Raw genomic sequence first — 26,701 nt, forward strand, 5'->3', positions numbered from 1 at the left:
GTGTACGCGGACTCGATCCTCCCTCTGAGTTGGCAATTCAGAAAAGGGCGGTCTCCCGGCCCGTTGAAGTTGGATATCGGGTGAACTTCATTCTGGTGTACTCCATTCGCGCAGTTCCTTGAAAACGGATTCACTATCGAGTTCGTGGCCTCGGTCCAGACTCTTTAGAAGGGCCGTGGAATTCGTCATGCGGTCGGGATAGTACAGCTCGGGCGCAAGACAAGTCGGGCAGTCGCTTAGAAGGCAGAACGGTGACAGCAGGATGGGCGCATCGGGTGATGTGATGAGGTAGAGACGGTCGTCGACTAGAGGGCGCGCCGTATCGAACGTCACCGTCGCGAAGTCGGGGTGGTCGCCCATCAAGGCCATGCCTGACACGCGGAACTTTCCAGAATTGGGCTGCCATCGGAGGCGGTCTGTGTGAACCCATCGGGTGCGGGCAAGGAAGGCACATCCCGACAGGCTGCTGAGCATCAGAGGCTCGATGCGCCCAAGGCTCTTTTCCAGCTCTGCTCGCGTCCGAGGGCCTGCACCGTGTCGAATCCTATTGCGGAGGTTGACCAATTGCTCAAGTTCGGCGATCAGGCCCTTGCCGCCCTTTTTCCGGACTGTGGCCTCTACGAGCCCTGCGGCAGGTTCACCGTGTTGCCGAGCGTCGTCGGCCACTGCCTTGACCACCCCCACCCAGTGGCCAAGGGAGACGCCACCTCGATCAACGGACTGACTCCACTGCGCGATGGCGGGCAGGTCTTGGCGGCCGCGGTCGGTGGCCAGGGCAAGCGCCATGATGCCCAGTGAGAGGATCAGTGACTCGGCGCATTGGATCGCTGCCTCATGCTTCTCTACCTCCGATCGGGAGTGCCGGAACTTCCGTACGGCGCGGGCGATTGCATAGGGGTATGAGTCCTGGAAGAGGAGGTAGGGATCGTTGTGCCGGCGCAGGTTCTGAGCAGTCAACGAGCTGATGGCAGCGGCATTATCCAGGCGTTCTCGCCTGACAGGTCCCGATCCACTCTCGAAGATTTGGTTACGAGCCTGACGGAGTTCGTTATAGATGCGCGCGGCTTCCTGTTCTCCTTCAGCAAGCATAGCGAGTGAGGCTCGAATCTCCGATGGATCTCCTTCGCATTTGGGGATCCAAATATCGGCCATCGCGCCTGCGCGGATACGCGGGATCGTGCCGTACTTAGGAAGCTGCTGTTCCGCCAGCGAGCTGGACAAGTAGGCAATCACGTACTCGATAGGGAAGACCTCTTGCGTGAGCCGGACCACGATCAGGCCTTGCCCGGGCTGGACGCCGTTGTAGTGGCTCGGTACTGATGTCCAGTGGCGGTTCCCGGCGAGGTCTCGTCCGATGATGTCGCCCTGTCGCAACCTGTGCTGGGGCTCGCGCCGGTCTAGGCGGAGGGGAAGGTGTGCCCTGTCCGGCAGCGTGTCGGTCAAAAGGATGGGTGTCAGAACCCGTCTCCGTTCATCCGTGTCAGTTATGTCCCGCTCCATGTCCAGATCGGATTTGCGGACAGAGCCGGCGAAAATCTGAGCAAAGTCTCCGAGACGGACGCCTTCTTGTGCCACTCGATGCATTTCATGGATTCGGCGGAAATTCTCCAGGCTCAAGTTATAGTCCACTGCGGCGATTTCCGATCTGGTCACGCAGAAGCTTTGTTCGGACCGGGTACGTCGACGCTCACTGCTTTTCCGTAGCCGCCAACGTCGTATTAGATCTGGAAGGTTGTTGCGCGTGTGGTCAGCAGTGTCGAGAAGGCTTTCGGGAGACAAGCCAAGCTTGTCTTCTGGCAGCAGTGGCACACGCTGGTCATCCAGGCTCCAGCCGTCCGCCCTGAGATCATAGAACCACACGTAGTCGGTTTGCCCAGCGTATTTGGTGAAGAACAGAATGGCCATGGAAACACTCGCATACGGTCTGAACGTACCGATTGGCAATTTTACCACGGCCTCTAGTCCATGTTCTTCCACGAGAATCCGACGAAGTTCAGTGTGAGCGGCAGTCAAGCCGAACAGCAGACCGGCGGGGACGACTACGGCTGCGCGTCCTCCTGGCTTCAATAGTCGCAGAATGGCAATAAGATGAAGGATTTCGGATTTTTTCGTCCGAACGGCCGCTAGCAACTCGGGTGCGGCGGTCTCGTAGTCGACACTGCCAGCGAAAGGAGGATTTGCCAGGACGACCGAGTAACGCTCAATCTCCGCTCCAGCCTCTGCTGAGAGATTATCTCGATGTCGCAGATCGGCAGCACCGTAACCATGTAGCGCAAGCCTCATGCTGCTCAATCGCAGCATGGTCCTGTCGAAATCAAACCCGTGAAGCCTGCCACTCACTTCCGCTTTGCTCTGCTGCGCAGTGCCTGAATGGCATGTCAGCATGAACTGCGCCGCAGCGGTTAGCAGACCGCCCGTGCCGCAAGTCGGATCGCATACCTCATCGTCGGGGCCAGGTGCGGTCATCGCCACCATCAAAGCTGTCAGGTGGAGTGGCGTACGGAAGGTGCCAAAGCGACCAGCCGTTGCGACCTTGGCGAGCAGATGCTCGTACAGATCAGCTGCCTCGGCGTCGCTGGTTGAAAGAGCCTCGTTGAGCACGTCGACGACCTTCGCCAGAAGGCCAGGCGTCGGGATCGTAAGACGAACATCCTTGACGTGACGCGAATAGGCCATCCTCCTGAATTCGTGATTACGCAGCCACGGGAACACGTCGTCGGCAATCGTAGTGAACATGCGTTGAGGAGTCAGACGAACGAGATGGGACCACCGAAGGTGCTGCTCATCGTGGGCGAAGATCGGTGCCCTCCTCATCGATTCTGATCGCACCCCACGCTCGTCCCAGTCATCCTGGGCACGGTCCAACTCGTGGAGGTACATGAGGTGGGAGAGCTGATCGACAACCTCCAGCGGATTGGAAATTCCCCCAGCCCAGCAAGCGTCGAAGAGCCGGGCAGTGGTGGTACGCATGAGACCGTCGCTCGTCACGCGTCCAAGACTATCCACCGCAGAAGCCAGAAGCATCTCTGCCCCAGGAGCCCACGGAGCAGGGGCGGGAGGGAGTGTCTAATCAACGGAGTATCTCAATAATCAAGGGAGAGAGGGCAAGTGAGTGAGGTTATGGCTGAGGTTCGGACAACGATCGATCCTTCTGCGGAGGTGTCGGACGAGCAGTTGATCGCGATGTTGGTCGACCGGGCCCGCAGCGAGAGGCTGCAGTTGGCCGGTGAGGGCGGGGTGCTGAAGCAGAGGGCGTGGTTGTATCAAGCCTGGTTCGGGACAACCGGTTCCGAGTGTCTTGCCGATGCTGTCGCGGTGCACGTAACTCCGGCTCCGGCATCGCCGACGGCAGCGAGTTGCCCGCCGCTGGATCCGGCCATGTCCGTGCTGCGGGCCCGCCTCGATGAGGCGGGCCCGTTGCTTCGGTGCCGAACTATTCCGGCGTTCAGGGGCGGTCGAACTGGCCGTCCCGCGCGCCGGCGAGGAAGGCGTCCCATTCACCCGGGGTGAAGGTCAGGATGGCGCCGCCCGGGTTCTTGGAGTCCCGCACGCCGACGCCGCCACCGTCCAGGTGCGCGATCTCGACGCACTCACCGCCCGCGTTGCTGAACGTGCTCTTGAACCAGTGTGCGCCGGATAGGTCTGCACTCACGATGTGTACTCCTTCGTAATCTGCCTCACCAGTTCCCTGGTGCTCTCTTCGTCCAGCGCCGATCGCTGGATGCTTTCCAATGCTGCGCGGTGGCGCTGGATCAGCGCATCTTCCTCGAGGAACAATGCGCCGGTGTAGCCCTCCACATAAACGACCGGTGGCTCGGATACTGCGCGTGCTGACAGTGGCGGGAATTGCAGCAAGACGAAGCTCTGGGTCCGCAGGCCTGGATGGGGCCCTGCCGCGAAGGGGACCACCCGCAAGGAGACGTTCGGCAAGCGACTGACCTCTACAAGGTGGTGCAGCTGCTCCGCCATGACGTCGATGCCTCCTACATGATGGCGCAGAGCTGCTTCGGAAATCAGCGCGTCCAGCCGGAAGTCCTGCGATTCGGTGATCCGGCGTTGGCGCAGGGCAAGCAGTTCCAGCCGCCGCTCGATGTCGACTGCTGAAACCACCGGATCGGATGTGGTCTCGATCCATCGCCGGTAGCCATTGGTCTGCACGAGGCCGGGCAGGAGCGTCAGCTGGAACGTGGTGAGGCGATCGCTCGCCTGCTCAAGGCTCATGTAGTGGTCGAAGTGCGGATTGACCACATCGGAGTACGCGCGCCACCAACCCCGCGTCGAGACGGTGTCGTTGATCGCCCTCACCTCCTTGTGCAACCCGAGCACTTCCTCTCGTTCCGCCTCGCTCGCCCCGTAGAGGTCGAGCAGTTCGCGGTACTGCGCCGTGCTGATGCGCGCCGGCCGCCCCTCCTCCACTCGTCCGATCGTCTGCTTGGACACCTCGATGCAGGTGCCCGCGGCGAGCTGACTCTTCTTCGCCTGCTCTCTGAGCTCGCGCAACCTGCGTCCGAGCGCCCTCCTCGGAAGTGTCGAACCTGTCATGCCTCGTGCCTCCCTCTCAGAGTAGGTCCACCCCGGACCGGTGCATAGTGGACCGGACCGCGGTCGACCGGATTTTCATGGACCGCCTCGAGGTGGACGTCCATCCAATTTCAATGAATTCCGTTGTGCGCCACGCATATTAGGTCAATTCAAGGTGTACTTGAAGCGCTTCGGGTGCAGGGGGCCCGGACCGCGAGAAGTACTCACCAGCATTCAATTCCACTGTCTACGAGAGGGTTTCAGATGTCTGTCGACGATGCCTGGATCGTGGCGGCGGTGTTGCCCCTATCGGCGCTCGGAACTCTCATCCCCTTCTTCCTCGGACTGCGACGGCGACGCGGGTCGAAGCTGTTCCGGTCCCGCACACCGCGGTAAATCGGCTCACCGGCCGATTTCCACTCGCTCGCGGAGGCCGTCCGCGAGGCGCATCACCCCCCACTCCCTTCACTTCTGGAGATCGCTTTGCCTGCAACACGATCCGGTGTCACGCATGTCATTCGTCGCCCGGTCGGTCGCGGTTCGCCCCACGACACCGACGACGACGTCCGCGTTCCGCTCCACAGCGAGGAATTCGCCGCCGACTCGCACGCCGCCTACGCGCGGATGCGTGCGGATTTCGGGTCGGTGGCGCCGGTCTGGCTGGCTCCGGGTGTTCCGGCGACGTTGGTGATCGGGTACTGGACCGCGCTGAAGATCCTCAACGATCCCGAGCGTTTCCCCGCCGATCCCAGCGACTGGCAGCGCGGTATCCCGGCCGAGTGCCCGGTCCTGCCGATGATGCAGAAGCGTCCGAACGCATTGCGCAGCAGCGGGATCGAGCACGCCCGGTACCGGGCGGCCACCGTGGACGCCCTGAGTCGCGTCGATCCGACCGCTCTGCGCGCGGTGGTCGAACGCAGCGCCGTCCGGCTGATCGACGGGTTCTGTGGTCGCGGTCGGGCGGATCTGCTCGGTGACTACGCGTTTCCGCTGGTGTTCGAGGTGATCGGCGAGTTGATCGGGTGTGATCCCGACATCGGCGAGCGGGCCGCCGGGGGTATGACGATGGTGTTCGACACCACCTCCGACGCGGTCGAGGGGAATCGGGTGGTGGTGCGGGCGTTGGGTGAGCTCGTCGGGCGCAAACGGGCCGGGCCGGGGCGCGACATCACGTCCTGGCTGGCGGCTCATCCCGCCGCCCTGGACGACGAGGAACTCGTCCACCAGTTGTTCACCCTCTACGCGGCGGCGAGTGAGCCGCTGACGAATCTGATCGTCAACACCGTCTTGTTGATCATGGCCCGGCCCGATTTCGGGGGCCGGGTGGTCGGGGGAGAGGTGTCGACTCGTGACGCGCTCACGCATGTGCTGTTTCGTGATCCGCCGTTGGCGAACTTCTGCATGTCCTATCCGCGTCAGCCGCAGTGGGTCGACGGGGGATGGGTGCCTGCGCATCAGCCGGTGGTGATCAGCCTGGCCGCCTGCAACAACGATCCGGCTGTGCTGGGCGGCAACATCTTCGGCAACGAATCGCATCTGGGACTCGGGGCGGGACCGCATCGGTGCCCGGCGCGGACACCGGCCGAGGTGATCGCGGGTGAGGCGATCGATCAGTTGCTCGATGCGCTGCCCGAGATCGAACCGGCGGTGCCTGCCGACCGGCTGCGGTGGCGTCCGGGGCCGTTCCATCGGTCCTTGGAGGCGCTGCCCGTCGTCTTCGCTCCCGTCGCGCCACTGTCCGTGCCGACCGCTCGCTGAACGTCAGGAATCCCTCATGACCGATCTGCAATCTGTTTCCGCTTCCGTTCCCGGTCCGGTCACGTTGGACGTCACCGGCTCCGACATCATCGGCGAGGCCATCGCGCTGCGCGATCGAGGGCCGCTGGTGCGGGTGGTGCTGCCCGGTGGTGTTCCCGCATGGGCGGTCACCGACCCCGAGGTGGTCAAGGAACTGTTCACCGACCGGCGGGTGTCCAAGGACGCCCACCGGCACTGGCCGAGATTCCGGTCCGGGGACATTCCGCCGGATTGGCCCTTGATCACGTGGGTGTCGGTGCGCAACATGTTCACCGCCTACGGCGCGGACCATCGGCGGTTGCGCAAGCTCGTCGGGCCCGCGTTCACCGCTCCCCGGGTGGCCGCCATGCGCCCGCAGATCAGGATGATCGTGCGCAGGCTGCTCGACGATCTCGCCGCCCGGCCCGACGGGGCGGTGATCGACCTGCGCGAGGAGTATGCCGCGCAGGTGCCGCTGCGGGTGATCACCGCGCTGATGGGGGTGCCCGCCGATCTTCAGGGGCGCCTGCGGGTGTGTGTCGACGAGATCTTCTGCACCAGTCCGCGACGCGATCCGCACGAGACCTTCACCGAACTCGTCGGCACCCTCGCCGAGTTGGTCGAGCGCCGGCGCATCGAACCCGGTGACGACATGACCAGCCTGCTCATCGGTCACCGCGACGAGCGGGCGGACCGGCTCAGCGAAGAAGAACTCGTGCACACGCTGCTGTTGGTGATCAGCGCCGGATACGAGACGACCGTGAATCTCCTCGACCAGGCCGTCTATCAGGTGTTGACCCGGCCCGAGCTGCTGCCTCGGCTGCGAGTCGGCGCTGTCACGTGGTCGAGTCTGCTCGAGGAGTGCTTGCGGTACGCGCCGCCGGTGCCGAACCTGCCACTGCGTTACGCGGTCACCGATATCGACATCGCGGGCCGGCGGATCGAAGCCGGTGACGCGATCCTCGCCTGCTTCGCCGCTGCCAATCGTCACGCGGATGTGCACGGCCCCGGGCCGGACGAGTTCGACCCGACCCGCCCCGGCAAGGAGCATCTGTCCTTCGGGTACGGACCCCATTACTGCCTCGGTGCGCCGCTGGCCCGCCTGGAAGCGATCGAGGCGCTACCCGCCCTGTTCGGACGCTTCCCGGACCTCACGCTCGCGGTCGAGGCCGACGAGCTGAAACCGCTGCCCAGCTTCGTCTCCCACGGCCACCGGTCCCTGCCCGTCCACCTGGACAGGCCGCACGGCGGCGGCGGGGATCGCCGTGCTCGGTGACGACCGGCGGGTGAGGGGGAAGCGGCTTTCCGGCCCGACCATCCCGATCGACCAGGCCGCGCGTGTGCTCGGATTCCGGTCCGCGGCCGACAAGCGCCGCCACGACAACCCGCACTGGCCTGTGCGGTCACCGGCGGCGGCCGCGGCCGCGCTGACTCTGCACGGCGAATGCCCCTGGCACTGCTCGACCCGAATCGCCGCGCTCATCGTCAGCGCGGACGACTACCGGTACTTCCGCGACCGCGGTATCCACTGACCGCATCGAACGACAAGGACCCCACCATGAAGACGGCACTCGGTGTGCTCAATCTCGACATCAGCCGATCCCCGGCCGATGATCGGCACATCCTGACCGAACTTGCCCACGCCCGCGGCTACGACCTGATCGACGTGCTCACCATCGATGAATCCACCTACATGCCGACCGCCCATATCGCCGAACGGGCCCGCAGTGCCGGCGCGACAGCGTTGCTGGCGCCGAGCTTCGAACACTTCGGCGTCTCCGCCCGAGTGCTGCCGCTGGTCGCCGAACTGGTGGTGCCCGGGCGTGACGAGGAACCCGGCCGACCGCTCGCATGCGTGAGAACCGATCCAAGACAGCGGCCCAGGGCGCGCCGGGTCCTCGCTGTGGTCGCGTTGATCGCGTTCTCGGTCACCGCCTGGGTGCTGCGGCCGGCACCGGACCCGACACCACCGCCGACGCCGGCCGTCGTCGTGCTGCCCGACGAGCCGGAGGGCGCCGGGATGGGGGATCGGTGATGGGCAGCGGAAGGATGTGCGACACACGGCGTTCCGAGGGGGTTGACCTCAATAATCATTGAGGTTTCAAGATGATTCCACGCGAACTTCGCAACCACAGGAGATCATCATGAGCGCCACGACCACTATCGCGACACGTATCCCCGCACTGAACCGTCCCGCCGCCCTCTTCGGTGCGATCGGTGCCGCGCTGCTGACCAATCTCGTCGTCTGGCTGATCGGCGCGGCCGCCGGTGGCACGTTCGAAATGACCGACGCGGGGCAGGTGCAAAGTGCCGCCCCTGGCGGAATCATCATGCTGACCGTGGTTCCGATGCTGATCGGCCTCGGTGCGGCCGTACTCCTGTCCTACAAGTGGATCGGCGTGCTGCGTGTCGCCGCAGTGATCGGCTCGGTGCTCGCCGTCGCCACCATCGCCTTGACCGTGCGTGCCGACTTCGACACCGCGTCCACGATCGCGCTGTCGATCGCGCACCTGATGCTGGTTCCCGCCCTCGTCGTCGCCACCGAGGGGCTGCGCCGCAAGCTGCTCGAAGGGTGACGTCCACGGCAGCTCTGGTCAGTGACTCGGTCACCCGGCGAAGCTCCGGGACAACAACGGCATGATCACCCAGACCATGGCTGCCACCGCGATGGGCTTGATGCAGGCCGGCCGAAGCGGGGCCGGCAGCGGGGCCAGCAGCGGGGCGGTGACCAGGCGAGGGTGTGTCACCCGGCTCGGAGTGTGGCGGCTACGGCGGCTCCTGGAAGTCGACCATGGCTCCGCCGTGGTCCCTCGCCCAGCTGGACTTCGATGGGCTCGACGAGGGTCTGGCCGGCACCGGTCCCGCCCCACCGCCGGTCCCGGCCGTCATCGTGCTGCCCGACCAGGCGGAGGGACAGTGAGAATCACTCCTGTCCGGGTGCGGTGTCGTGCAGCGCCGCACGGAAATTCGGGTGCGCGGCGACGAAGGCGAAGCGCTCGTCGTAGATCGGGCGGTAGGTGACCCGTCGGGCACTCCTGCCGAGCAAGGCGACGAACAGCATCAGTCCCAGCGGAAACGAGCCGGGGAAGAGGCCGAGTGCCAGAGGCGGGATCAGCGCGTCGAGATCCGCTACGGCGGCGATCACCAGTGCGACGAGGTCCGCGGCCATCAGCCACAGCAGCGCGCGGGCCAGCCGGACGTAGCGGCGGGACGCGCGACGGCAGCGGTCGCACACCGGCCAGTCACCGACGACGATCGTGGAGACAGGCGCTGTCGGGACTCGTCTCAGCAACAGCACCTTGGCCAGATCCCGCTCGAGAGCCGTGCGATGGAAGCGGGGATGGATGTCGGTGTCGTAGAAGCAGGTTCGCGTGGGTTCGCGGTCGGGCGCCGGTCGGCCGTGCGGGGCGCACACATCGGGCAACGGCTGGGCGAGCTCGAGTTCGAGGGGTTCGACACGCAGTCGCCTCGGCGTCGCTAGCCACAAGGATCCGGTGTTCGGCAACGGCTCGCGACATCGTCGCAGCTCGACCGTCACATCGCTTTCGTGGGTGTGCGGCCGCTGGTAAGTGAGTGGTCGGGATGGCTGCGCAGTGGTCTCGAAGCCGCCGCTGTTGGGGCGATAGCGTTCGCCGATCGAGTCGATGCGCCTCATTGGAGCCATCCGCGTTGATGGCGCTCCCGGAAGTACAGGTCGTCCTCGTCGTCCTCGTCCGGTGTGACGACGCGGTCGCGATTCGGCCTGCGGGTTCCCGGGATCACCGGGCGCGCCGCGGGTTCGGGATCGCTCACGCTCCGAGGCGCGACCGGGGCTTTCGGGGCGTCGGGGGCAGGATCGGTCTCTGGCGGCTGATGGCGGTAGCTTTCCAGAATCGCCTCGCCGAGAGCGGCTTTGCGCTCGATCTCCTCGGTCGACATGGCAGCTGTCTGTTCGAGGGCGGCGGGGATCGCCGCGTCGGTGAGCCTCGCGAACGCGTCGCTGTGCATGAGATCGCGGAGGTTTGCTTGTCCGCGCATGATCTCTCGCAACTGCGCCTTCAGATCGGGGTCGGTGCCGGGACTGTCGGCGATGATCTTCATCGCCTTCGCGAGATGACGGGACATCCCGATATCCCCGCCGGCCAGGTCGAGCATCGGTTCGTCGCGATTCATCAGATGACTCCCGGATGGTCGTAGCCGGTACCGCCGACGCCGGGCATCCGGAATTCCATTGCCGCGCCCATGAGCCCGGTGATCGTTCCGAGCAAGGCTTGAGCGGCCGCGAGCAGGGTTCCCAGGTGCTTGGCCGTCTTGGCGACGTTGATCGTCATCGCCACGAGGATGGCGTTGCAGAAGACCAGTGCTTGCACTGTCTGAGCGATACCGAGGGAGGGCTGGTCGCGCACTCGTCGCAGGCTTCCTGGAGTACGCCTATGAGCGGCTTCAGGACCAGGCCGGCATTGCTTTCGAGGTCGAGGTATTTCTTGGTGGAGTCGACAGCTTTCGCACTGCCCGCACCGAGGTCGGACAGTGTTTTCGCCGTGTTGGCGATGTCGTCGGGAACGACGTTGAATTGATAGGTCAAGTCGTGATCCTGTCGGAACGGCGAGTGCGAGACGCTCCCGACATGCACGCTACCGGTCCTACCGACCATCAACCACCGCCGTGATGCCCCCCCTGTGAGCCGCCAGCATACGCCTTGCCCATGACTGTGGGGCGCGGCTTTCTCCGGCTGATGGACCATGGTTGTGCTGTGCGACGACCCGTCATCCGAACGGATCAGGTGCATCCCCGCGGATATCTGCGTAGTCGTCATCGGATGCGGTGGGCGACGCGGTGAGCACCTGGGTCCTGATCGTGGCGAGATCTGCGGCGGATATCGCGGGCATCGCGAAACCGTGGCGGCGCGCACTGTCCAGGACGGTTGCGTCGATGCCGCCGCCATAGGTCTGGTAGTAGTACCGGACCTCCATCGGCCAGACGAGCGTGCCGTCGGTGACCAGGCCGATCGGCACCACGGCGCCTTTCGACGGGTCGTGTTCATCGACGGCGGCACCGGCCGCTGCCGTCACGACAGCTGCCCGGGACAGGTAGCCGATGAGGGCGTCGTGCTCGTCGGGCTGGGGCGTTTCCTGTCGTCCGCCGCGGGGGATGGTCTGCACCGTCCTGGCCTCCTCGTTCATAGGTCGTTGTGGCGGATCACGCGGCAGCGGGTTCGAAACGGCGCCACCCGCCGTATCCGCGGCCGTTGGGATCGAGCGCGGGTCCGCCGGTGATCGGATCCTGCGGTGTCACCACAATGCTGCCGCGTGTGTCCGGTGGTAACCAGACCAGGCTCGTCGGCGCTGTGACCGGGACACCGAGTCGATCCGCCAATTGCTGGGCGAATCCGTTCGGGTCCTGCCCAGTGGAGCAGGCGAACAGGGTCACGGGCCGGCCTTCCTGATACCCGGGGTCGCTGCGGATCAACGACGCGAGCTCGGTCGCGCTCAGGTCCGTGTCGCCGACGCCAACCACATCCGCGGCGCCGTGGATCACCGCCAGATAGCTGCCGTCGGTGGGACGGGGCATCGTGTCGGCCAGGTCGCGGAGGGCGTCGTCGGGTGCGAGGAAGAACCGGCCCGGCCCCTTGTCGAAAGCAAAAGATTGCTCGTCGAAGATGGATTGCGCGGTCGCTGTTCCGGGGCGGGGGTTTGCGGCGCCCGCGGAGCCGATTCGTGCGCCGCCGGTTCCAGTTCCGGCGTGCCGGGTGACGAAACCACGGCCCGACACGGCAACCTGGTGCAGCAGTCGCGCTGCCTGGTGTGCCGATCGTGCCGCGGCCTGCAACGTCTGCGCTACCTGAGCGCATTCCCGGCGGCTGGAGCTGTCTGCTGCACCGGCCGCCCGGCCGGCGGCCTGCATCAGGTGCTGGGCCCGGTGGGTGAGTTCTGCCGCGAGCCGGTCGGCATCACGATTCACCGATTCGAGCGTTCGGCAGAGCTCCTGCAATTCGCTCATGGCTGGGCCGGGGCCGTTCGCGCAGCGGTTGCCGTTTTCACAACGACGAGGCGAACCGACTCGCGGCCTGAGAGGCGTGCTGGAGCGCGGCAATCGCAGCATCGACCTGTTTCTCGGCCGCTTGCAGCGTCTGGATCATGTCTTTGTCCACTCCTGCGGCGCTGCCGCCGATCGTTGCCTGGACCTGAGCGACCGCCTGCGCGAACTTGCTCCGGAATCCCTGGAGGCCGGCGGCTGTCGTCTTGGCGTCGCTGCCGATGGAAGTGAGTTGTTGCTTGACCTGTGTCAGCTGAGACATCGTGAATCCTTTCGATGGGTTGTTGTCCGGGGCCTCATGTGAGGAGCAGCGCGGCGGCGGCGATCAGCAGGAGCAGCGCGGCGACCGTGACGATGGCGGCCTGGCGTTGCCGTTTCGCGTGTGCTCCGTCGTCCTGGGGTTCCGGCCCTGCCGCCACCTCTGCCACCTGTTCGATTCGGGGCGGGTCTTCGGCCTCCTGCCGGGCACGGAGAATCTGTTCCTGCCGCCTGCGTAAGGCTGCTGCGGCGTCGAGCGCGGCGGCGGCCCGCGCCTGTTCCTCTTTCGTCTGCTGTTCGGCGGCGCGAGCGGCGGCTCGGAGTGCCACGGCCACGGCCTTCTCGGCCTCGCGCTGCGCGGCGACAGCCGCCGACAGTGCGTCGGCGTCGCCTCTTCGTCCCGGAACAGCCCTGACCTGTTGCGGGACGGAGATATTGGCCGCTCTCAGGGCGGTGGCCTGCTCGTGGTAGCCGCTGGTCAGCGTCCGGCGCAAGGCGGCCAGCTGTTCCTGGTTCCGCTTCGCCGCGGCGCCGGCAGTCGCACGGGTCGAATCGTGCGTTGCCGTGGCATTCGCCAGTTCACGGGCCAGCCGTCCGGGGACGTCGGCGAGATCTTTCAGGGCCGCCTCGTAACGGGCGAACAGTTCGGCTCGGTCTGCCGATCTCTCTACAGCCATCTCAAGCCTCCCGGCTAGCATCGAGCAGCAGTCGGCTGTCGTCTTCGGTGAGCGGCGCGAACGGGACGACGGTGGTCGGTTCCGCGAGCTGGGTGCGGTCGGAGACGAGTCCGCGATTGTCGCGTACCGACCAGGTGACGAACGGGCCGAGGAACTCTTGCGTGGTGCTCTGATCGAGGCGGAGCACGATCAGGCATTCCACGAACCCGTCGCCGCCGAAGCCGATGTGGGATTTGAACGTCGCGGCGTTCGACCACCATCCGATGACATGCACGCCGCGTGACGGTCCGTCGCGGAGGATGGTCCGCAGATCTTCGGCGCGTGTGTGGGCGAACATGTCCGGGATTTCGAGATCCGGTGCGCGGTCGAGCCCGAATGCGATGAGATAGGACCGGCGTCGCGGCTCCCGATCGGCGAGACCGTCGGCGATGGTCTGCAGGCGGGTGGCGACCTCACCCTTTCCGACGACATGCACCCGGCAGCCGAGCTGTTGCATCAGGCTCAGCCACTCCGTGTGGTTGTTGCGCCGAGCGGTCGCCTCGTCCAGCAGATCGAAGCAGATGAATTCGGCGTCGGAGTCCGGATGTTGCAGTGCCAGGCTCACCGCCGCCGTCTGGAGGATGCCGATGGCGTTGTTGACCGCTACGCCGGCATCGTCCTGACCGCCCTTCTCCCCGGCCCCGAGCACCACGATATTGCGGCCGGGGTCGTCGGACAGCGGAATGGCCAGGGGAGTGCGCGACACTTCGATCGGATAGCCCACCAGGGCAGCCGGTGCCGCAGCGCCCGCTGCCACCCGGCTACGCATGGCGGTGATCGCCGGAGCGGCCACGCCTGCCCGGACCGGCTCGGTCCCGTCGAATACTTGCGGTGGGGTGGCCGAATTGCGGGCCGCCTCCCACCAGTCCTTGCGCACTTGGGCGAGGACCTCCTGGTCGGCGACTGCGATCGTGGTGTGCTGGTTGGCGGTGGGTATGCCGTAGTCGAGGTTCAGGATCGCCTCCCCGCGCATGCGGAGCTGGGCGGCAGCGGCATTGCCCTGCATGAGGCTCGCAAAGGATTCGCCGACCGAGTTCTTCAAGGCGATCCGGACAGGGAACTGCGCGAAGATACCGTTCTCGCGGCTCATGAGCGCCGCGATGCCGGAGATCGTCTGCGAGGCCAGGATGATGTGGACCCCGCACGAACGGCCCCGGCGGGCCAATCCCTCCAGTAGATGAGCCGCGCGCTCGGCGTTGTTGTCCACGGGGTCGAACATCATCTGAAATTCGTCGATGATCAGCACGATCCGGGGCATGATCGCCTCGGGCACGGCGGCGCGGTATTTGGCGATGTCGTCGCCGTAGGGGCGGAACAACCGCGCTCGCCGACCCAGTTCGGCTTCGAGATGTTCGAGGACGGCGACACCGAATTCGCGGTCGCTCTCGAGCCCCAGCACCCGCGCATGGGGTAGGTAATCCAGGGACCCGGGAGTGGAGGCGAAGGGGAACAGTGTCACACCGGCCTTGAAATCGAGCATGTAGAAGGCGAGTTCGTCCGGTGCGTAGCGCTGGCACAGACTGTGCACGACGACCAGCAGCAGGTTGGACTTGCCTTGCCCGACCGCGCCGGTGACCAGTGCGTTGTGCCGCTGTTGTCGTTCGTCGCCGAGTGTCACCTCGATGGTGCGCCGGCCGGCGGTGCCGATGGCGAACGTGATGCCCTCGGCCGAGGACTCCTGCCACCGCCGGTCGAGTGGCTGGACCTGTTCGAACGCGACACTCGGTGCTACCGCGTCCGAAATGCGGGTCGCGAGCCTGTCGGCTGTCGCGACGATCTCGCTCGCAGTGCGCTGGTGCAGCTCCAGGCGGAATTGCGGGTGCGCCTGCCATCGGAGAGCATCCTGCCCAGCGGAAAGCACCTGCGCGGCGGCGTCGATCGCCGCACGATCCCACCAGTCGGGAGTATCGCTGCCGGGACGTATCGACCAGAGAAAGGAAATACCCGCCACCGGGCCGACTTTCATCAAGGAGAGCAATTGATGAAATGTCTGTTCGTCGATACCGGCGGGTGCGTCGGCAAGGACCACCAACTGCAGGCGTTCGACGGGGTGTCCGGTGTGCTCGCGGTACGCGAGAAGGTCATCGCAGGTGCCGCGCAACACGTCGTTCACCCGCTGCACATCGCCGGCGAGCCGATCGACCAGCTCGCTGAGCTCGGCGGGGCGGTACAGGACGGTCAGGGCGGATTCCGCTGCCGCTTTGATGCCCGCGAACGGCGAGAGCACGCCGGCGAGCAGCGGATCGAAGCCGATGACATCGACCTGCCCGGGCGCCGTGCCGGAGTAGGTCTCGGCGACGATATGCCGGATCAGGCCGGTTTCGTGATCGCCTGTCACGTCGAGGACGATGTTGCCCCTGCCGAGCAGTGGCAATACGCACGGTGTGCCGGTCCTGCCGCCATCGGCGGCCGGCAGCGACAACATGCCGATCGTAATGAAATCTGCTGCGGCCACCGCTCCTTCGCGATCGGCTGTCAGCGCGGTTCCGAGATCTCTCGCGCTGTCGGCGCATTGCTCGGCCCGACGATCCGAGTGCTTCCGGATGATGGCGGCCTGGCGTTCGAAGCGCGCCGTCGCCGCGCGCTCGGCGTCCTGAAACACCGCGGCGGCCTGTGCCGTGGCGGCGTCGAGGGCGCCGAGCGCCTCGGCATGTGCTTGCCGGAGGCGCCCGGCGATGTGATCAGTACGAGACGCCGGCATCGGGTACCTGCCGCGGACGGGTAGCCGAAGCGCCGGGCGCGACAGCAACCGTCACCTGGGCCGGACGGAGCAGACGCCCGTCGAGGGTGTAACCGGTGCGGTGCACGGCGACGATCGCACCGGCCGGAATCCGTTCGCTCGCCTGCACCGTCTCGATGGCCTCGTGCCAGCGCGGATCGAACTCGCCGGAATCGTCGATCGGCAGCAAGGTGCGGCGGGCGAACACCTCCAGCAGTTCCGCCACCGCGGAATCGACGAGCTCCACAGTCACCGGCTCCGTTTGGAGCCGGTCGACCGCCAGCAACGCCTCCCGGAAGAGCGATTCGAAAGCTCGGTAGCGCAACAGATCCCGTGCCGTGCTGACCTGTTCCTGCAGCGTTTCGAAAAGCCCGCTACGCACCTTGTCGTCCATCAGCCTTCGCCGGAACAGATCCGTGAGATTGGCGACGTCGGTGTGGATCTGCTGCAGCAGAGACTCCTGGGATGCGGGTCCTCCGGCCATCGTCACGAGACCGCAATGGTCGGCTGCAGACCGGTCTTCTTGGCGTAGGCGGGGGCATTGCGGCTGTCCCACACCCATCCGGCCACATGATGGCGTTTGACGAAGAGCGCCGGAATGCCGATCAGCCCGGCCAGCCCCACCAGCCCGACAAGCGCGGTCGAGGGATCGGCGAGGAAGAACACGGCGATCAGCGACGCCAGCATGCCGCCGGCGTAGACGAGGAGATTGTCGGAGCTGTACCAGCGGACCCGGTCGGCATTGCCCACCACGCGGTCGATTTCGTCGAGGTGCTCGGTCAACTCGGGATCGGTTACGTTGAGACTCTTGATGCGTTGCAGGGTCGTCTTGCTCAGCTCGAGCTGGGCATGGTTGAGGATGCTCCGCGAGCCGTCGCCGAACTGCGACCACTGGTTGGTCAGGTTGTCGGCCAAGGCGATCGCGAGATGGACGCGGAACAACTCGACCTGTGGGTTGACGGCCACCGACTGCTCCAGCGTCGGCAGCGCCAGATCGGGGCGCTCCTGCGCGCAATGCATCGTCGCGACGCCGACCTGGTAGTAGGGATTGCCCGGCTCCAGGTCGCTTGCCCGCTGGTATGACTGCTGCGCGCGGGACCACTGCTCGGCCGAGGCATACAGGTCGGCGAGTTCGCAGTGGTAGGAGGCATTGTTGGGGTCGAGCCGCAGCGCCTCGCTCAACTCGAATTCCGCGTCCGCGACATTGTCGAGCATCGACGAGGTGACGCCGCGCAGATACCACGCCTCGGGATCGCCGGGGCTGTTCTGCGTTGCCTCCCGAGCGGCGTAGTTGGCGCGGGACGGGGTACCGTCGGCAAGATACTGGCGGGTGATCTCCAGCCAGTTGCGGCCGCTCCCGCCGCCCTGCTGCGGTCGTTCGGGTGCGTTGACCTGGGCGGCGAGCTGACGGTTGTAGTCGGCGCGCTTGGCGGGGTCGAGCAGGACTGCCTCGGCATCGGAGATATGCTGGGTCATCTTCTCCGCGAGCGCGCGGGTCTCCGCCTTGGGATGAGCCGTCCTGTTGCGCCATTCCTTGCGCTGCTTGCGGATGGCCTTCTTGATCGTGTCGTCGTCGGACGGCTGGGCGATCTCGAGGATCTCGTAGTAGTTGACGAATGCCATGATGGGTCTCCTGAGTACGGCTCTATTCAAAGGACGGGCAGACCGGAGACCTTGATCTCCGCTGCTCTGAGCTGGGCGTCGGCGAGGTTCGCCGGTCTGTCGACCGTGAAGGTGCCCAGCGACCTGCCGGTGGTGAGATCGGTCAGCTCGACGAACACGGTCTGATCGATGTCGTAGGCGTAGGTGACCCGTACAGGAGCACCGGCTGGATAGGGCGGAATCGGAAGGGTCTTGGAGCCGACCACGACGACATAGTCCGGGTTCGTCTCCTCGCCCTCGGTCACCTCGACCTCGACGGCGGTCTGGTTGTCGTGCACCGTGTGCAGATCCTCGCTCATCTTCGCGGGGACCTTCGTGTTGCGCGGAACTACGATGGTGTTGATCTTCGTCCGCAGGTCTGCGCCGACGGTGATGACACCGAGTGCCTGCGAGGTGACATCGTCGACGACGAGCGGCTTTCCGCCGAGATAGGCGAGGTCCGCGCCCGCCACGGACGACTGCTCCACCGCCGCCTGGATGGCCGCGCCCAACGCCACTGCTTCGTCGGGATGCACACTGCGGTCCACGGGTCTACCGGCGAGCCGTTCCACGAGCGCGCGGACCATCGGCATCCGCGTCGAACCGCCCACCAGGAGCACGTGGTCGACCCGGGGCCAGGTGTAGCCTGCCTCTTCGAGAACGAGTTCGGTGATGTCCTCGGTCCTGCTCATCAGATCGGCTGTGATGCGCTCGAATTCGCTGCGTTCGACCTGGACCCGAAAAGGCCGGCCGCCGGCCGAGACGTGGATCATCGTGGTGGCCACGGTCGTCAGACTCCGCTTGGCCATCTCCACCTTCTCGCGCAGCATCACGACCTGCGCAGGTTCCTCGAGCAGGTCCGGGCCGCCTTCTGCCTCGATCTTCCCGGCGACGTACTCCATCAGCCGGTTGTCGAAGTCGAACCCACCGAGGTTGCGGTCACCGTCGGTGCCCAGCACCTCGAACTCGCCGTCGGTGATCTTCAGCAACGTGACGTCGAAGGTGCCGCCACCGAGGTCGTAGACGAGCACGATCCCTTCCGCGGAGGTGTCCAGACCGAACGACAGGGCCGCGGCGGTCGGCTCGTTCAGTACCCGCAGGACATTGAGCCCGGCGATCCGGCCTGCGTGCTGGGTCGCGGTCCGGCGCGCGTCGTCGAAGTAGGCGGGCACGGTGATGACCGCGTCCCGCACCGGCTCGCCGAGTGCGAGTTCGGCGTCCTCTTTCAGGCGTTTGAGGATGATCGCGGAAATCTCCTCGGCCGTATACGATTCGCCCCCGGGGGAGTCGAACCGCCATGACGGGTTGCCCATCTGGCGTTTCACGAACTGCACCACGTCCTCTGGTGCACTCGCTGCCGAGTGCTTGGCCATCGTCCCGACGAGCGGTTCGACACGACCGCCGATTTCTTGGATCAGCACCACGGACGGGGTGATGTCCTCGCCGTCGCGGTTCGGGAGGATCTCGGGCGTACCGGTCTCACGCAGGACCGCCACTGCGGAGTACGTGGTTCCGAGGTCGATGCCGATTGCCTTGGCCATTTTCGATCCGATCGTCGGGGGCGTCTGATTCGCGATCCGGCTGTGTCCGGGCTCTTTCCGGCGCAGCACCTGATGTGGGGCGGACGGTCACCGCCCCACGGTCCCTGGATCGTGGGGCGGTGTAGTGCTACCTACAGAGTGGTGGCACCCTGCTGTGCGGCTGCCGCCTCGACGCGCTTGAGGATCTTGCGCTTCTGCCGGTACGCGGTGCCCGAGAGCAGCGGGACCCCGTGGTCGGTGATCCACGCCGACATCCACACCGACACCTGGGTACCACCGTTGGACGCCGGTTCGATCTGCACCGACACAACCGGGCCCGAACCGCCGAGGTGCCCTTTCCCGTACGCGGCGACCCAGCCGCGACGCTTCTTGTTGATCTGCGCCGGGCCTTCCCAGTCCTTCCAGAGCGGACCGAACGACTGCGACACCGCGTCGGCTACGCGCGAGGCGCTGATGGGCACGACCGTTTCGTCGGTTCGCTTGGCCTGGCTGTGGATCCACAGGTAGAACCCGAACAGGCCGATCAGCACCACCACGACGAGGCCGAAGATCACACCGCCGTCCATATGTACTCCTTCGTGTCTTCGCCGCCCATTCGCTCCGGGATCGGCGTCCTTCGTAGAACTCTCCGCTGGTTCACGTTGCATTGCTTGCGGTTGTAGTGCCGCAAGCGATGTGCTAGTGGTTCGCCAGGAATGATCTGTTACTCAGCGAGATTGAGTGATTGACGCACAACCCGTTGCACATCACGCCAATCCGGAGTCTTCGGCGCATTGCGCATCGCGGTCGAATACCGCCCGAACGGAGGAGGTATGCCGGCTTCCTCACAGGCGATCGTCCGGAGTCGTTTGATGTCGGAGCGGGCGACGGTCGGCGCCGGTTCGTCAGGTGCCGTACGCCACACATCGGCATCCAGTTCGGCGGCTGCTTCGAGGAGCGGGGCCAGTTGCCCCGACAGGCGCAGACCGAGCCGCTGCCGCAAGGCCAGCGGTGTCTCGAGGTGAAATTGTTCGGGCAGTTCGGCATTCGAGAGCATGTGCGCGAGTTCACCGGCATGTTCGGCCAGCCAGCGTTGGGACAGCACGTAGCGGGTGCCGGCCTCGGCCAGCCGGAGCCGGAACAGTTCGGTGATGCTGCTGGGGTGGACCGCGATCACGGGCACCCCTGTCGGCGCGGCTTCGGCGATCCATCCGACACTGGAGTTCGGGTCGATGCCGCGCGGAGACGGCAACCAGACGAAGACGTAACTCCAGGCCACCGCTGCCTGCGGGACCGCGTCGTCGAGACGCTTCGGCCAGGTCATGACACCCTGCTCGGTGAGTGTGGCAGCCAGTCCGGACCGTACTATCGGGTCGGCGGAAACCACCAGTGCGGTGGTGTGTGTGGTCACGGCCAGGACGGCACCGTCGATACGGTGCAGGGTCTGCGCCGACAGCACCGGATGACCGCGTTCGACCACCGGCCGCAGCGCCTCGAGTGCCCTCCGCAGCGCCGAGATGTCGCGGCCTGCTTTCAGCAGGCCGGCCAGCCAGGTGAACAGGTGATGTTCGGCGAGTTCATCGATATCTACCGGACAGCCCAGCGACTCCCAGAACGCGAGAGCAGTTTCGATGCCCCCGGTAGCCGAACATTCGGTGGTCTCGGGACTGAGTCGGTGCGAAGGCGATTCGGCCTCGCGCTGGCAGATGGTCCGGTTCGGTGCGGTCATCGAGAGGGTGCCTCTGTAATCCAATTTCCCCGAAATTGCTGATCTGGACACGGCGGGGCGCGGGATCTCCGTTCCGGACAGATCCTGTGATCGATGCCGTCGACGATTCGGCCGTGCACTGCGGTATTGCTCGGCACGTGGATCGGGTCGGTGATCGAGGCGCTCCCCGCCCATGTGAGCTTCGCATCCCACGTTGCCTCGCGTCAGTCCTACAAATGGCGGACATCGGCTGTGCCTGACCGGCCCCGTGGGAGCGCGCCGGATCTGATCAGGGCCCGCTCGGGACCCCGCCCCATCGCCGGGCCTGGACGTCATCGTCCTGCCCGACCGGACGGAGAGCGGTGAGGGAGCGCTTCGAGTCGAGCGCGGGCTCGGTGATGGGTACCCGTCGAGTTCCGTGCGGTGGGGCCCGATGACCGGGCAATGACGCGCTTACCCGGCGTGCGGTGTAGTGCCTTCGGCCGCTTCCTGGAAGTCGACGATCGCCCCGCCGTGGTCTCTCGCCCAGCTCGTGAGGACTTCGATGGGCTCGATGAGGGTCCGGCCGAGGTCGGTGAGGCTGTACACGACCCGCCGCGGCGCGTCGGCGCGGCGTTCGACGAGACCGTATTGCTGGAGCCGGCGCAGCGTCTGGGTGAGGACCTTGCGGGAGATGCCGCCGCCGATGAGGTCGACGAGTTCGCCATGCCTGTGGGGGCCGTGGCTGAGGCCGAAGAGCACGAGCACGGTCCACTTGTCGGAGATGATCTCGACCGCCAGGCGGGTGGGGCAGTCGACGAGGAATGCCGGTCCGGCGGTGTTCTGCATGGAATTCGAAGGTACCAGGAGGTAACGCAGGGCTCCGTAGCGTCTTCCGGAGAGCAACGAATTCAGTGCCGGAAGCGGAGGAATCACCATGTCACGAGTTGTTGTGTTCGATCGGTTCGGCGGACCGGAAGTCATGCGCGTCGTCGAGGAGCCGATCGTCGAGCCGGCGGCCGGTGAGGTGCGGGTCGGGATCGAGGCGTTCGCTGTCAACCCGCTCGATCAGATGATGCGTTCCGGGAGCATGCCCGCGGCCGTTGCCCTGCCGCACGCCCGTCTCGGTGTGGAGGGGACCGGCGTCATCGATGCGGTGGGCCCCGATGTGGCCGGGGTGGCGGTCGGGGATCCGGTGATCCTCACGGCCGTTCCGGACGCGAGCGTGCGGGGTAGCTACGCCGAATACACCACGGTCCCCGCGAGCCGGGTGCTCGCCCGGCCCGACGGGCTCGGCGTCGAGGAGGCGGCGGCGATCTGGGTCGCGTACTCCACGGCCTACGGCGCGCTCATCGAGAAGGCGGGGATGCGTCCCGGCGATCAGGTCCTGATCACTGCCGCGTCCGGCGGTGTCGGCCGGGCTGCGATACAGATCGCGAATCAGATCGGCGCGGTGCCCATCGCCCTCACCCGCAGCGCCGCGAAGCGGGACGAGTTGAGCGCGGCCGGCGCTGCCGCGGTGATCGTCAGCGACGACGTGGACATCGTGGAGGCCGTCCGCCACCACACCGGTGGGGCCGGCGCCGATATCGTCCTCGACCTGGTCAAGGGACCGGGTCAGCGGGAACTCCTGCAGGCTGCCCGTCCCGGTGCGACGCTGGTCGTCGCGGGCTTCCTGGATCCTCGGCCGACGCCCTTCCCGGAAGGCGCATCGCTGATCCACAACTACCGAAGTTTCGAGCACACCCTCGACGCCGTGGTGGTGAAACGCATGGCGGCCTTCTTGAACGCCGGGGTGCGCCTCGGCGCGCTGCGGCCGGCCATCGACAGGGTGTTCGCTATCGACGATGTCGTCGAGGCACACCGTCACCTCGAGAAGGGGTTGCACGGCGGGAAGAAGATCGTCGTCACGGTTCCGCGGTGATCTTCGCCTTCTCTCGCACCCACCGTCGATGGAGAACCGGGCCGGGAAGGATCGAGCTGGACAGCGCCCGACTGGCTTTTTATTTTTTCTGACGTATGGTCGATGTCGGTCGGATAAAACTTCGGAAAAGGAGCGGCCATGGCTGACAAATCGCGCGGGAAATCGCTGAAGAAACCCACGGTTACCCTCGAGCAGCGCCGGGCGGCGAAGCGTGAACGGCAGCAGGAGTCGAGCGTGATCGTGCGAAAGAGGAAGCGCTGAACCGGATGTGAACTCGCCGTCGGTTCGGCGACCCGCCCTGGTGGCGGGTGGGATGCGGCTGGAAGCGGTGTAGCGCCACCCTCCGCCGAGTGGTGCTGCGAGATGGCGCCACAATTGCCGCCTATTGCCCGTATGGGAATTCTTGCGGATCGTGTCTGCACACGGACTCGGCAGTTTTCCGGCGATGAGTCGTGCGCTTTTCTATTTCAGGAGTAATGCATGGCTGCACCGGGAATCGCGGACCGGAGAAGAGACGGCGAGATGACATTCAGCACCGCCGAGATCAAGTCTCGGATCGAGGCGATGTTCGACGTCCGGACATCACGGAAACACACAGACAGGTACGACAGCAGTGATCGCCACGAAGCGGAACCCCAGGGGCAGGACGTATGTGCGGCCTCGGCGCGGCACATCTCTTCCGTCCACGGATGAGCAGGTCGTCCGGACGCCGGTCGCCTCCGATCCGCCGAATCACCTGGTGGACGTGATCTTCACGGAGTTGCGCCGCTGTGACATTCCGGCGAGTCGTATCGACCCACCGCCTGGCGCGTGCTCGCGGCCGGGCGGTGGGTCCGGGGCCTCCGCACAGCCGATCACCGTCGGCATCCAGGCCGGCGCCGACGCGATCGTCCTCGTTATCGATCGGTCGATGGTGGCGGCCCTGTTCGGCGAGTCCGGCGCCGGTCGGATGAACCTCCGGTCGCTGTACCGCGCGACGAAGGCGCGCTCCTGTGGAAATCAGTTGTGCGAGAGCATGACCGGGGCAGCGGTCGCCATCGCCGCCCGCCGCCTCCTGATCCTGTGTGATGCCGGGCGGACCTCCGTGGCCGAGCGGACGCGCGCGATCCGGTGGGTTCGGGAGGCGGCGCATCGGATCGGCTACGAATGTTCGATCAACGGCCTGCGCGGTCTCGGCACCTCGTACCTCATTCTGGTGGCCGATACCGAGTCCGGTGCGGCGGCGCGGTCGGTGGTCGATTGGTGTCGGAGCGGGGAGGTGCGGTGAGCCGGGCCGATGGGCGCCGACCGGAAGACATCCGGATACTCGTGCACCACGTGCGCGCAGACTTCGTCGAGATCCGACCGTGTGCTCGACCTCTCTCGGGAGGGCCCATGAACTCGACTCCTGCTCTCCGGGGGGGGTGTTCCCGCGGGGCGCGGTGTTCGGGGCCGGGAACGCGTTGGTCGAGGTGTTCGAGCCAGTCTGCGCGGTCCGGCATGCCGGGGTAGGGACGGTGCGCGATCGGTGGGTTGCCGAGGCTGTCCGGCATGGTCTGCGGGTCGTAGCCGCCCGTGCGGGATGGTCGGGGTTCGGGCCGGACGGGTGGTTCGGGGCGGCTGCTCGGCGGCTGTGTGTCCGTCGCCATCGTCGAGCTCCTTCCTGATCGGGGTGATCCTGCCCCGCATCGACCGTCTGCTGGACTTCGGGGTTGAGTCGGGGGCGGTGGTCGGTGACCAGGAGGACCGAGTAGTCACCCCTCTCATGGTGTTTTGTGGCTGATGACGGTCAGTATCCGGCGGGCGGCGTTGTCGTGATAGGCGGCGTTGGGATGTCCCGGTGCGGTGGCGGCGGGGGAGGAGGGAATCGTCCCCTCGATCCACCGTTCGCCTACCGGGGCACAGACGTCATGACCGTCGGCGGAGGCGCCCAAGTCGAGGTAGGTGGCTTGGTGGGCGGCCGCCTGCTGTTGCATGACGGAGTTGAGCTGGTCGATCTTGGCCCGTTCGTAATTCGCGTCGGCGGGCCAGACCGGCTGCGTGCCCGGGCATCCGTCCTGGCGGATGCCCAGGGGGTAGCCGACCAGCAGAATTCGTGCCTGTGGGGCGCGTCGGCGTATCTCATCGATCATGGCGCCGTATGCCGGGGCGAACGCCTCGATGCGCTCGCCCATCGTGTCTCTGCCTCCGGCGGTGCTGGTTTGGGCACAGGACAGCCCGAACGGTTCGGGTAGCCAGTTCGTGCAGGTGACGAAGAGTGGGAACATGCCGACGTCGTTGCCGCCGATCCCGACGGTGACGAGGGTGGTGTCGGGCGTGAGGGCATCGTATTGAGGCGCGATCAGGGAGCCGTCGAGATCGAGTTGCGGTCCACTGAGATCGGCGGTGCCTGCCCCCGCGCAGGTGACGTCGCGGACCTCGGCCGCGCCGAGCGCGGCGGCAACCAAGGTCGGGTAGTTGACCGTCGAGCGGGAGCAGACCTCGAAGGCCCCGGGGTGGGCCTGAGGAGCTATGCCGAGCCCTGAAGAGAAGGAGTCGCCCATCGCGACATAGATCATCGCCGACCCGGGTTGCGGAGCGGCCTGCGCAGTGCCCGCGCAGGCCATGACAACGGCCACGCACAAGCCCGCCGCGGAAACGGCACGGTGATGGCGTCGGGACCCGAAGGTTGTCATGGCGATCCGTCCTTTCAGAGAAGTCGTCCAGCAACGGGTAACGGCCTACGGGCATTCGGTGATCGATGAAGCAGGCAGCCGTTCAGACGTCTGGTGACCAGGCGCCGCGGTTCTCATCGCGAGTAGTCGTCGGGTTGGATCGGTAGATCAGGGCAGATCTTCACGTAGCCGAGATGCGGGGATATCCATTCACGCCAGTGCTGGCGGCTGATGTTCGCGGACAGTTTGGCGCACAATCGATCTTCGCTCGATTCGGCGGTCGGCCATATCCGCAAGGTGCCGTCCCAGCTACCCGAGACGATGCGCTGCCCGTCCGGACTGAACGACACACTGAAGACCGGGCCTGTGTGTCCGGTGAGTGGCTGGCCGATCGGCTGTCTCGTGGCCGCATCCCAGACTCGCAGGGTGTCGTCCCATGCGCCGGAGACGATGCGCTGTCCATCCGGGCTGAACACCACACTGTCCACGACTCCGGTGTGTCCGGTCATCGGCTGGCCGAGGGGTTCTCCGGTGGCCGCGTCCCACATCCGCACGGTGTTGTCCTGACTGGCGGAAACCATCCGGTGTCCATCAGGGCTGTACGCCACGGCCATCACAGCGCCCGCGTGTCCGGTCATCGGCTCGCCGACGGGCTGTTCCGTGTGCGCGTCCCAGACGCGCACGGTGCCGTCCCAGCATGCGGAGGCGATTCGTCGACCGTCCGGACTGAACACCACGGTCTGCACGGTGCTCGGATGGCTGATCGGCGGTCCGATCGGTCGGCCGGTGTCTGCCTCCCACACCCGCACGGTGCTGTCGTAGCCGCCGGAGGCTATCTGTTTTCCGTCCGGGCTGAACGCGACGCTGATAATCCAGGAGGTGTGTCCGATCATCGGCGGGCCGATCGGTTGCCCGGTGGTTGCGTCCCATAACCGTACGGTGGCGTCGCGTCCGCCTGTGGCTATCCGTCTTCCGTCCGGGCTGTAGGCCACGCCGGCCACCGAGCCGGCATGCCCGGTGATCGGCGGGCCGACGGGTCGGCCGGTGGACACATCCCATATCCGCACGGTGCCGTCGCGGCCACCGGCGACGATGCGTTGCCCGTCCGGGCTGAATGCCACATTGTTCACGGCTTGGGAGTGAGCGTCGATGAAGTCGACCGTGGAGACGTCCCAGACCCGCACGGTGCCGTCCATCGCGCCGGAGACGATGCGTTGCCCGTCCGGGCTCATCGCCACGCTGAAAGCGCCACTCGTGTGACCGACGAGTGGCTCTCCGATCGGCTGACCGG

30 protein-coding genes are annotated in these 26,701 nt (G+C 66.0%); 9 read left to right on the plus strand and 21 right to left on the minus strand.

Annotation, left to right across the window (positions count from 1 at the left end):
* Positions 1-87: 87 nt before the first annotated feature.
* The 3 genes from ON26_RS32890 to ON26_RS13770 form a co-directional block, all read right to left on the minus strand.
* A complete protein-coding gene (locus ON26_RS32890) occupies positions 88-2,988 on the minus strand; it encodes a class I SAM-dependent DNA methyltransferase (protein WP_157171886.1) in 2,901 nt (966 codons plus the stop codon).
* A 457-nt stretch (positions 2,989-3,445) separates the two neighbouring features.
* Complete coding sequence (locus ON26_RS13765) at positions 3,446-3,652, minus strand: DUF397 domain-containing protein (RefSeq protein WP_040796449.1); 207 nt, start codon at positions 3,650-3,652, stop codon at positions 3,446-3,448.
* Entirely contained in the window at positions 3,649-4,542 is an 894-nt protein-coding gene (locus ON26_RS13770; protein WP_040796450.1) for a helix-turn-helix domain-containing protein, read from the minus strand. The genes ON26_RS13765 and ON26_RS13770 overlap by 4 nt, the downstream gene beginning before the upstream one ends.
* A gap of 462 nt (positions 4,543-5,004) precedes the next feature.
* On the opposite strand from ON26_RS13770, the gene ON26_RS13775 reads away from it, so the two are divergent.
* From ON26_RS13775 to ON26_RS13795, 5 genes are all read left to right on the plus strand, one after another.
* Positions 5,005-6,279 carry a cytochrome P450 gene (locus ON26_RS13775; RefSeq protein ID WP_051027033.1) on the plus strand — a complete coding sequence of 425 codons (1,275 nt, stop codon included), beginning with the start codon at positions 5,005-5,007 and terminating at the stop codon, positions 6,277-6,279.
* Positions 6,280-6,295: 16 nt separating this feature from the next.
* Positions 6,296-7,573 carry a cytochrome P450 family protein gene (locus ON26_RS13780; protein ID WP_051027034.1) on the plus strand — a complete coding sequence of 426 codons (1,278 nt, stop codon included), beginning with the start codon at positions 6,296-6,298 and terminating at the stop codon, positions 7,571-7,573.
* Between the two features lie 10 nt (positions 7,574-7,583).
* On the plus strand, positions 7,584-7,829 hold the full coding sequence (locus ON26_RS13785) for a hypothetical protein (RefSeq protein WP_157171887.1): 246 nt from the start codon (positions 7,584-7,586) through the stop codon (positions 7,827-7,829).
* 26 nt (positions 7,830-7,855) lie between these two features.
* On the plus strand, positions 7,856-8,332 hold the full coding sequence (locus ON26_RS13790; protein ID WP_040796452.1) for a hypothetical protein: 477 nt from the start codon (positions 7,856-7,858) through the stop codon (positions 8,330-8,332).
* A 109-nt stretch (positions 8,333-8,441) separates the two neighbouring features.
* Positions 8,442-8,873, plus strand: coding sequence for a DUF6069 family protein (locus ON26_RS13795; protein ID WP_040796453.1), 432 nt, complete (start codon positions 8,442-8,444; stop codon positions 8,871-8,873).
* A gap of 30 nt (positions 8,874-8,903) precedes the next feature.
* Here ON26_RS13795 and ON26_RS33360 read toward each other — a convergent pair whose 3' ends face one another.
* Positions 8,904-9,044, minus strand: a complete 141-nt coding sequence (locus ON26_RS33360) for a hypothetical protein (RefSeq protein WP_157171888.1) — start codon at positions 9,042-9,044, stop codon at positions 8,904-8,906.
* A gap of 44 nt (positions 9,045-9,088) precedes the next feature.
* On the opposite strand from ON26_RS33360, the gene ON26_RS34910 reads away from it, so the two are divergent.
* Positions 9,089-9,217 carry a hypothetical protein gene (locus ON26_RS34910; protein ID WP_281032393.1) on the plus strand — a complete coding sequence of 43 codons (129 nt, stop codon included), beginning with the start codon at positions 9,089-9,091 and terminating at the stop codon, positions 9,215-9,217.
* Positions 9,218-9,220: 3 nt separating this feature from the next.
* On the opposite strand, the gene ON26_RS13800 is transcribed toward ON26_RS34910, so the two are convergent.
* The 15 genes from ON26_RS13800 to ON26_RS13865 all read right to left on the minus strand — a co-directional run bounded on the left by ON26_RS13800 (position 9,221) and on the right by ON26_RS13865 (position 21,702).
* The gene (locus tag ON26_RS13800) at positions 9,221-9,784 is read right to left on the minus strand and encodes a hypothetical protein (protein WP_157171889.1); all 564 of its coding nucleotides are present in this window, start codon (positions 9,782-9,784) and stop codon (positions 9,221-9,223) included.
* A 164-nt stretch (positions 9,785-9,948) separates the two neighbouring features.
* Complete coding sequence (locus ON26_RS31630; protein ID WP_051027035.1) at positions 9,949-10,449, minus strand: hypothetical protein; 501 nt, start codon at positions 10,447-10,449, stop codon at positions 9,949-9,951.
* On the minus strand, positions 10,449-10,607 hold the full coding sequence (locus tag ON26_RS13810; protein ID WP_157171890.1) for a hypothetical protein: 159 nt from the start codon (positions 10,605-10,607) through the stop codon (positions 10,449-10,451). Before ON26_RS13810 ends, ON26_RS31630 begins: the two co-directional genes overlap by 1 nt.
* Positions 10,604-10,861 (minus strand): hypothetical protein, encoded by a 258-nt coding sequence (locus ON26_RS33365; RefSeq protein WP_157171891.1) that lies wholly within the window; start codon positions 10,859-10,861, stop codon positions 10,604-10,606. The genes ON26_RS13810 and ON26_RS33365 overlap by 4 nt, the downstream gene beginning before the upstream one ends.
* A gap of 181 nt (positions 10,862-11,042) precedes the next feature.
* The gene (locus ON26_RS13815; protein WP_040796456.1) at positions 11,043-11,459 is read right to left on the minus strand and encodes a hypothetical protein; all 417 of its coding nucleotides are present in this window, start codon (positions 11,457-11,459) and stop codon (positions 11,043-11,045) included.
* Positions 11,460-11,475: 16 nt separating this feature from the next.
* Positions 11,476-12,378: a DUF8616 domain-containing protein gene (locus ON26_RS31635; protein ID WP_157171892.1), complete on the minus strand. Its 903-nt coding sequence runs from the start codon at positions 12,376-12,378 to the stop codon at positions 11,476-11,478.
* Positions 12,314-12,574, minus strand: a complete 261-nt coding sequence (locus ON26_RS13825) for a hypothetical protein (RefSeq protein WP_040796457.1) — start codon at positions 12,572-12,574, stop codon at positions 12,314-12,316. Before ON26_RS13825 ends, ON26_RS31635 begins: the two co-directional genes overlap by 65 nt.
* A 34-nt stretch (positions 12,575-12,608) precedes the next feature.
* Positions 12,609-13,247 (minus strand): hypothetical protein, encoded by a 639-nt coding sequence (locus ON26_RS13830; RefSeq protein WP_040796458.1) that lies wholly within the window; start codon positions 13,245-13,247, stop codon positions 12,609-12,611.
* Between the two features lies 1 nt (position 13,248).
* The gene (locus ON26_RS13835) at positions 13,249-15,987 is read right to left on the minus strand and encodes an FtsK/SpoIIIE domain-containing protein (RefSeq protein ID WP_040796459.1); all 2,739 of its coding nucleotides are present in this window, start codon (positions 15,985-15,987) and stop codon (positions 13,249-13,251) included.
* The gene (gene grpE / locus ON26_RS31640) at positions 15,968-16,489 is read right to left on the minus strand and encodes a nucleotide exchange factor GrpE (RefSeq protein WP_051027037.1); all 522 of its coding nucleotides are present in this window, start codon (positions 16,487-16,489) and stop codon (positions 15,968-15,970) included. Before grpE ends, ON26_RS13835 begins: the two co-directional genes overlap by 20 nt.
* Before the next feature lie 2 nt (positions 16,490-16,491).
* The gene (locus tag ON26_RS13845; RefSeq protein ID WP_040796460.1) at positions 16,492-17,628 is read right to left on the minus strand and encodes a DnaJ domain-containing protein; all 1,137 of its coding nucleotides are present in this window, start codon (positions 17,626-17,628) and stop codon (positions 16,492-16,494) included.
* Positions 17,629-17,654: 26 nt separating this feature from the next.
* Positions 17,655-19,187 carry an Hsp70 family protein gene (locus tag ON26_RS13850; protein WP_040796461.1) on the minus strand — a complete coding sequence of 511 codons (1,533 nt, stop codon included), beginning with the start codon at positions 19,185-19,187 and terminating at the stop codon, positions 17,655-17,657.
* 131 nt (positions 19,188-19,318) lie between these two features.
* The gene (locus tag ON26_RS13855) at positions 19,319-19,753 is read right to left on the minus strand and encodes a hypothetical protein (RefSeq protein WP_040796462.1); all 435 of its coding nucleotides are present in this window, start codon (positions 19,751-19,753) and stop codon (positions 19,319-19,321) included.
* Positions 19,754-19,890: 137 nt separating this feature from the next.
* Positions 19,891-20,895, minus strand: a complete 1,005-nt coding sequence (locus tag ON26_RS13860) for a hypothetical protein (RefSeq protein ID WP_040796463.1) — start codon at positions 20,893-20,895, stop codon at positions 19,891-19,893.
* Between the two features lie 432 nt (positions 20,896-21,327).
* Positions 21,328-21,702, minus strand: coding sequence for a winged helix-turn-helix transcriptional regulator (locus ON26_RS13865; RefSeq protein ID WP_040796541.1), 375 nt, complete (start codon positions 21,700-21,702; stop codon positions 21,328-21,330).
* An 88-nt stretch (positions 21,703-21,790) separates the two neighbouring features.
* Between ON26_RS13865 and ON26_RS13870 the strand changes: the two genes are divergently transcribed.
* The 3 genes from ON26_RS13870 (at position 21,791) to ON26_RS31645 (ending at position 24,044) form a co-directional block, all read left to right on the plus strand.
* Positions 21,791-22,777 (plus strand): zinc-dependent alcohol dehydrogenase family protein, encoded by a 987-nt coding sequence (locus ON26_RS13870; protein WP_040796464.1) that lies wholly within the window; start codon positions 21,791-21,793, stop codon positions 22,775-22,777.
* A gap of 138 nt (positions 22,778-22,915) precedes the next feature.
* The gene (locus ON26_RS34915) at positions 22,916-23,038 is read left to right on the plus strand and encodes a hypothetical protein (protein ID WP_085999006.1); all 123 of its coding nucleotides are present in this window, start codon (positions 22,916-22,918) and stop codon (positions 23,036-23,038) included.
* A 478-nt stretch (positions 23,039-23,516) separates the two neighbouring features.
* Complete coding sequence (locus ON26_RS31645) at positions 23,517-24,044, plus strand: hypothetical protein (protein WP_051027038.1); 528 nt, start codon at positions 23,517-23,519, stop codon at positions 24,042-24,044.
* A gap of 475 nt (positions 24,045-24,519) precedes the next feature.
* On the opposite strand, the gene ON26_RS13880 is transcribed toward ON26_RS31645, so the two are convergent.
* Both ON26_RS13880 and ON26_RS13885 read right to left on the minus strand, forming a co-directional pair.
* Positions 24,520-25,362, minus strand: a complete 843-nt coding sequence (locus tag ON26_RS13880) for an SGNH/GDSL hydrolase family protein (RefSeq protein ID WP_245545847.1) — start codon at positions 25,360-25,362, stop codon at positions 24,520-24,522.
* A gap of 182 nt (positions 25,363-25,544) precedes the next feature.
* Positions 25,545-26,701 (minus strand): WD40 repeat domain-containing protein (locus ON26_RS13885; RefSeq protein WP_174375398.1); only part of this gene is annotated, 1,157 nt, incomplete at its 5' end.

Origin of the sequence: Nocardia higoensis NBRC 100133 (assembly GCF_000308595.1) — a bacterium.
In the GTDB taxonomy this organism is placed as follows: domain Bacteria; phylum Actinomycetota; class Actinomycetes; order Mycobacteriales; family Mycobacteriaceae; genus Nocardia; species Nocardia higoensis.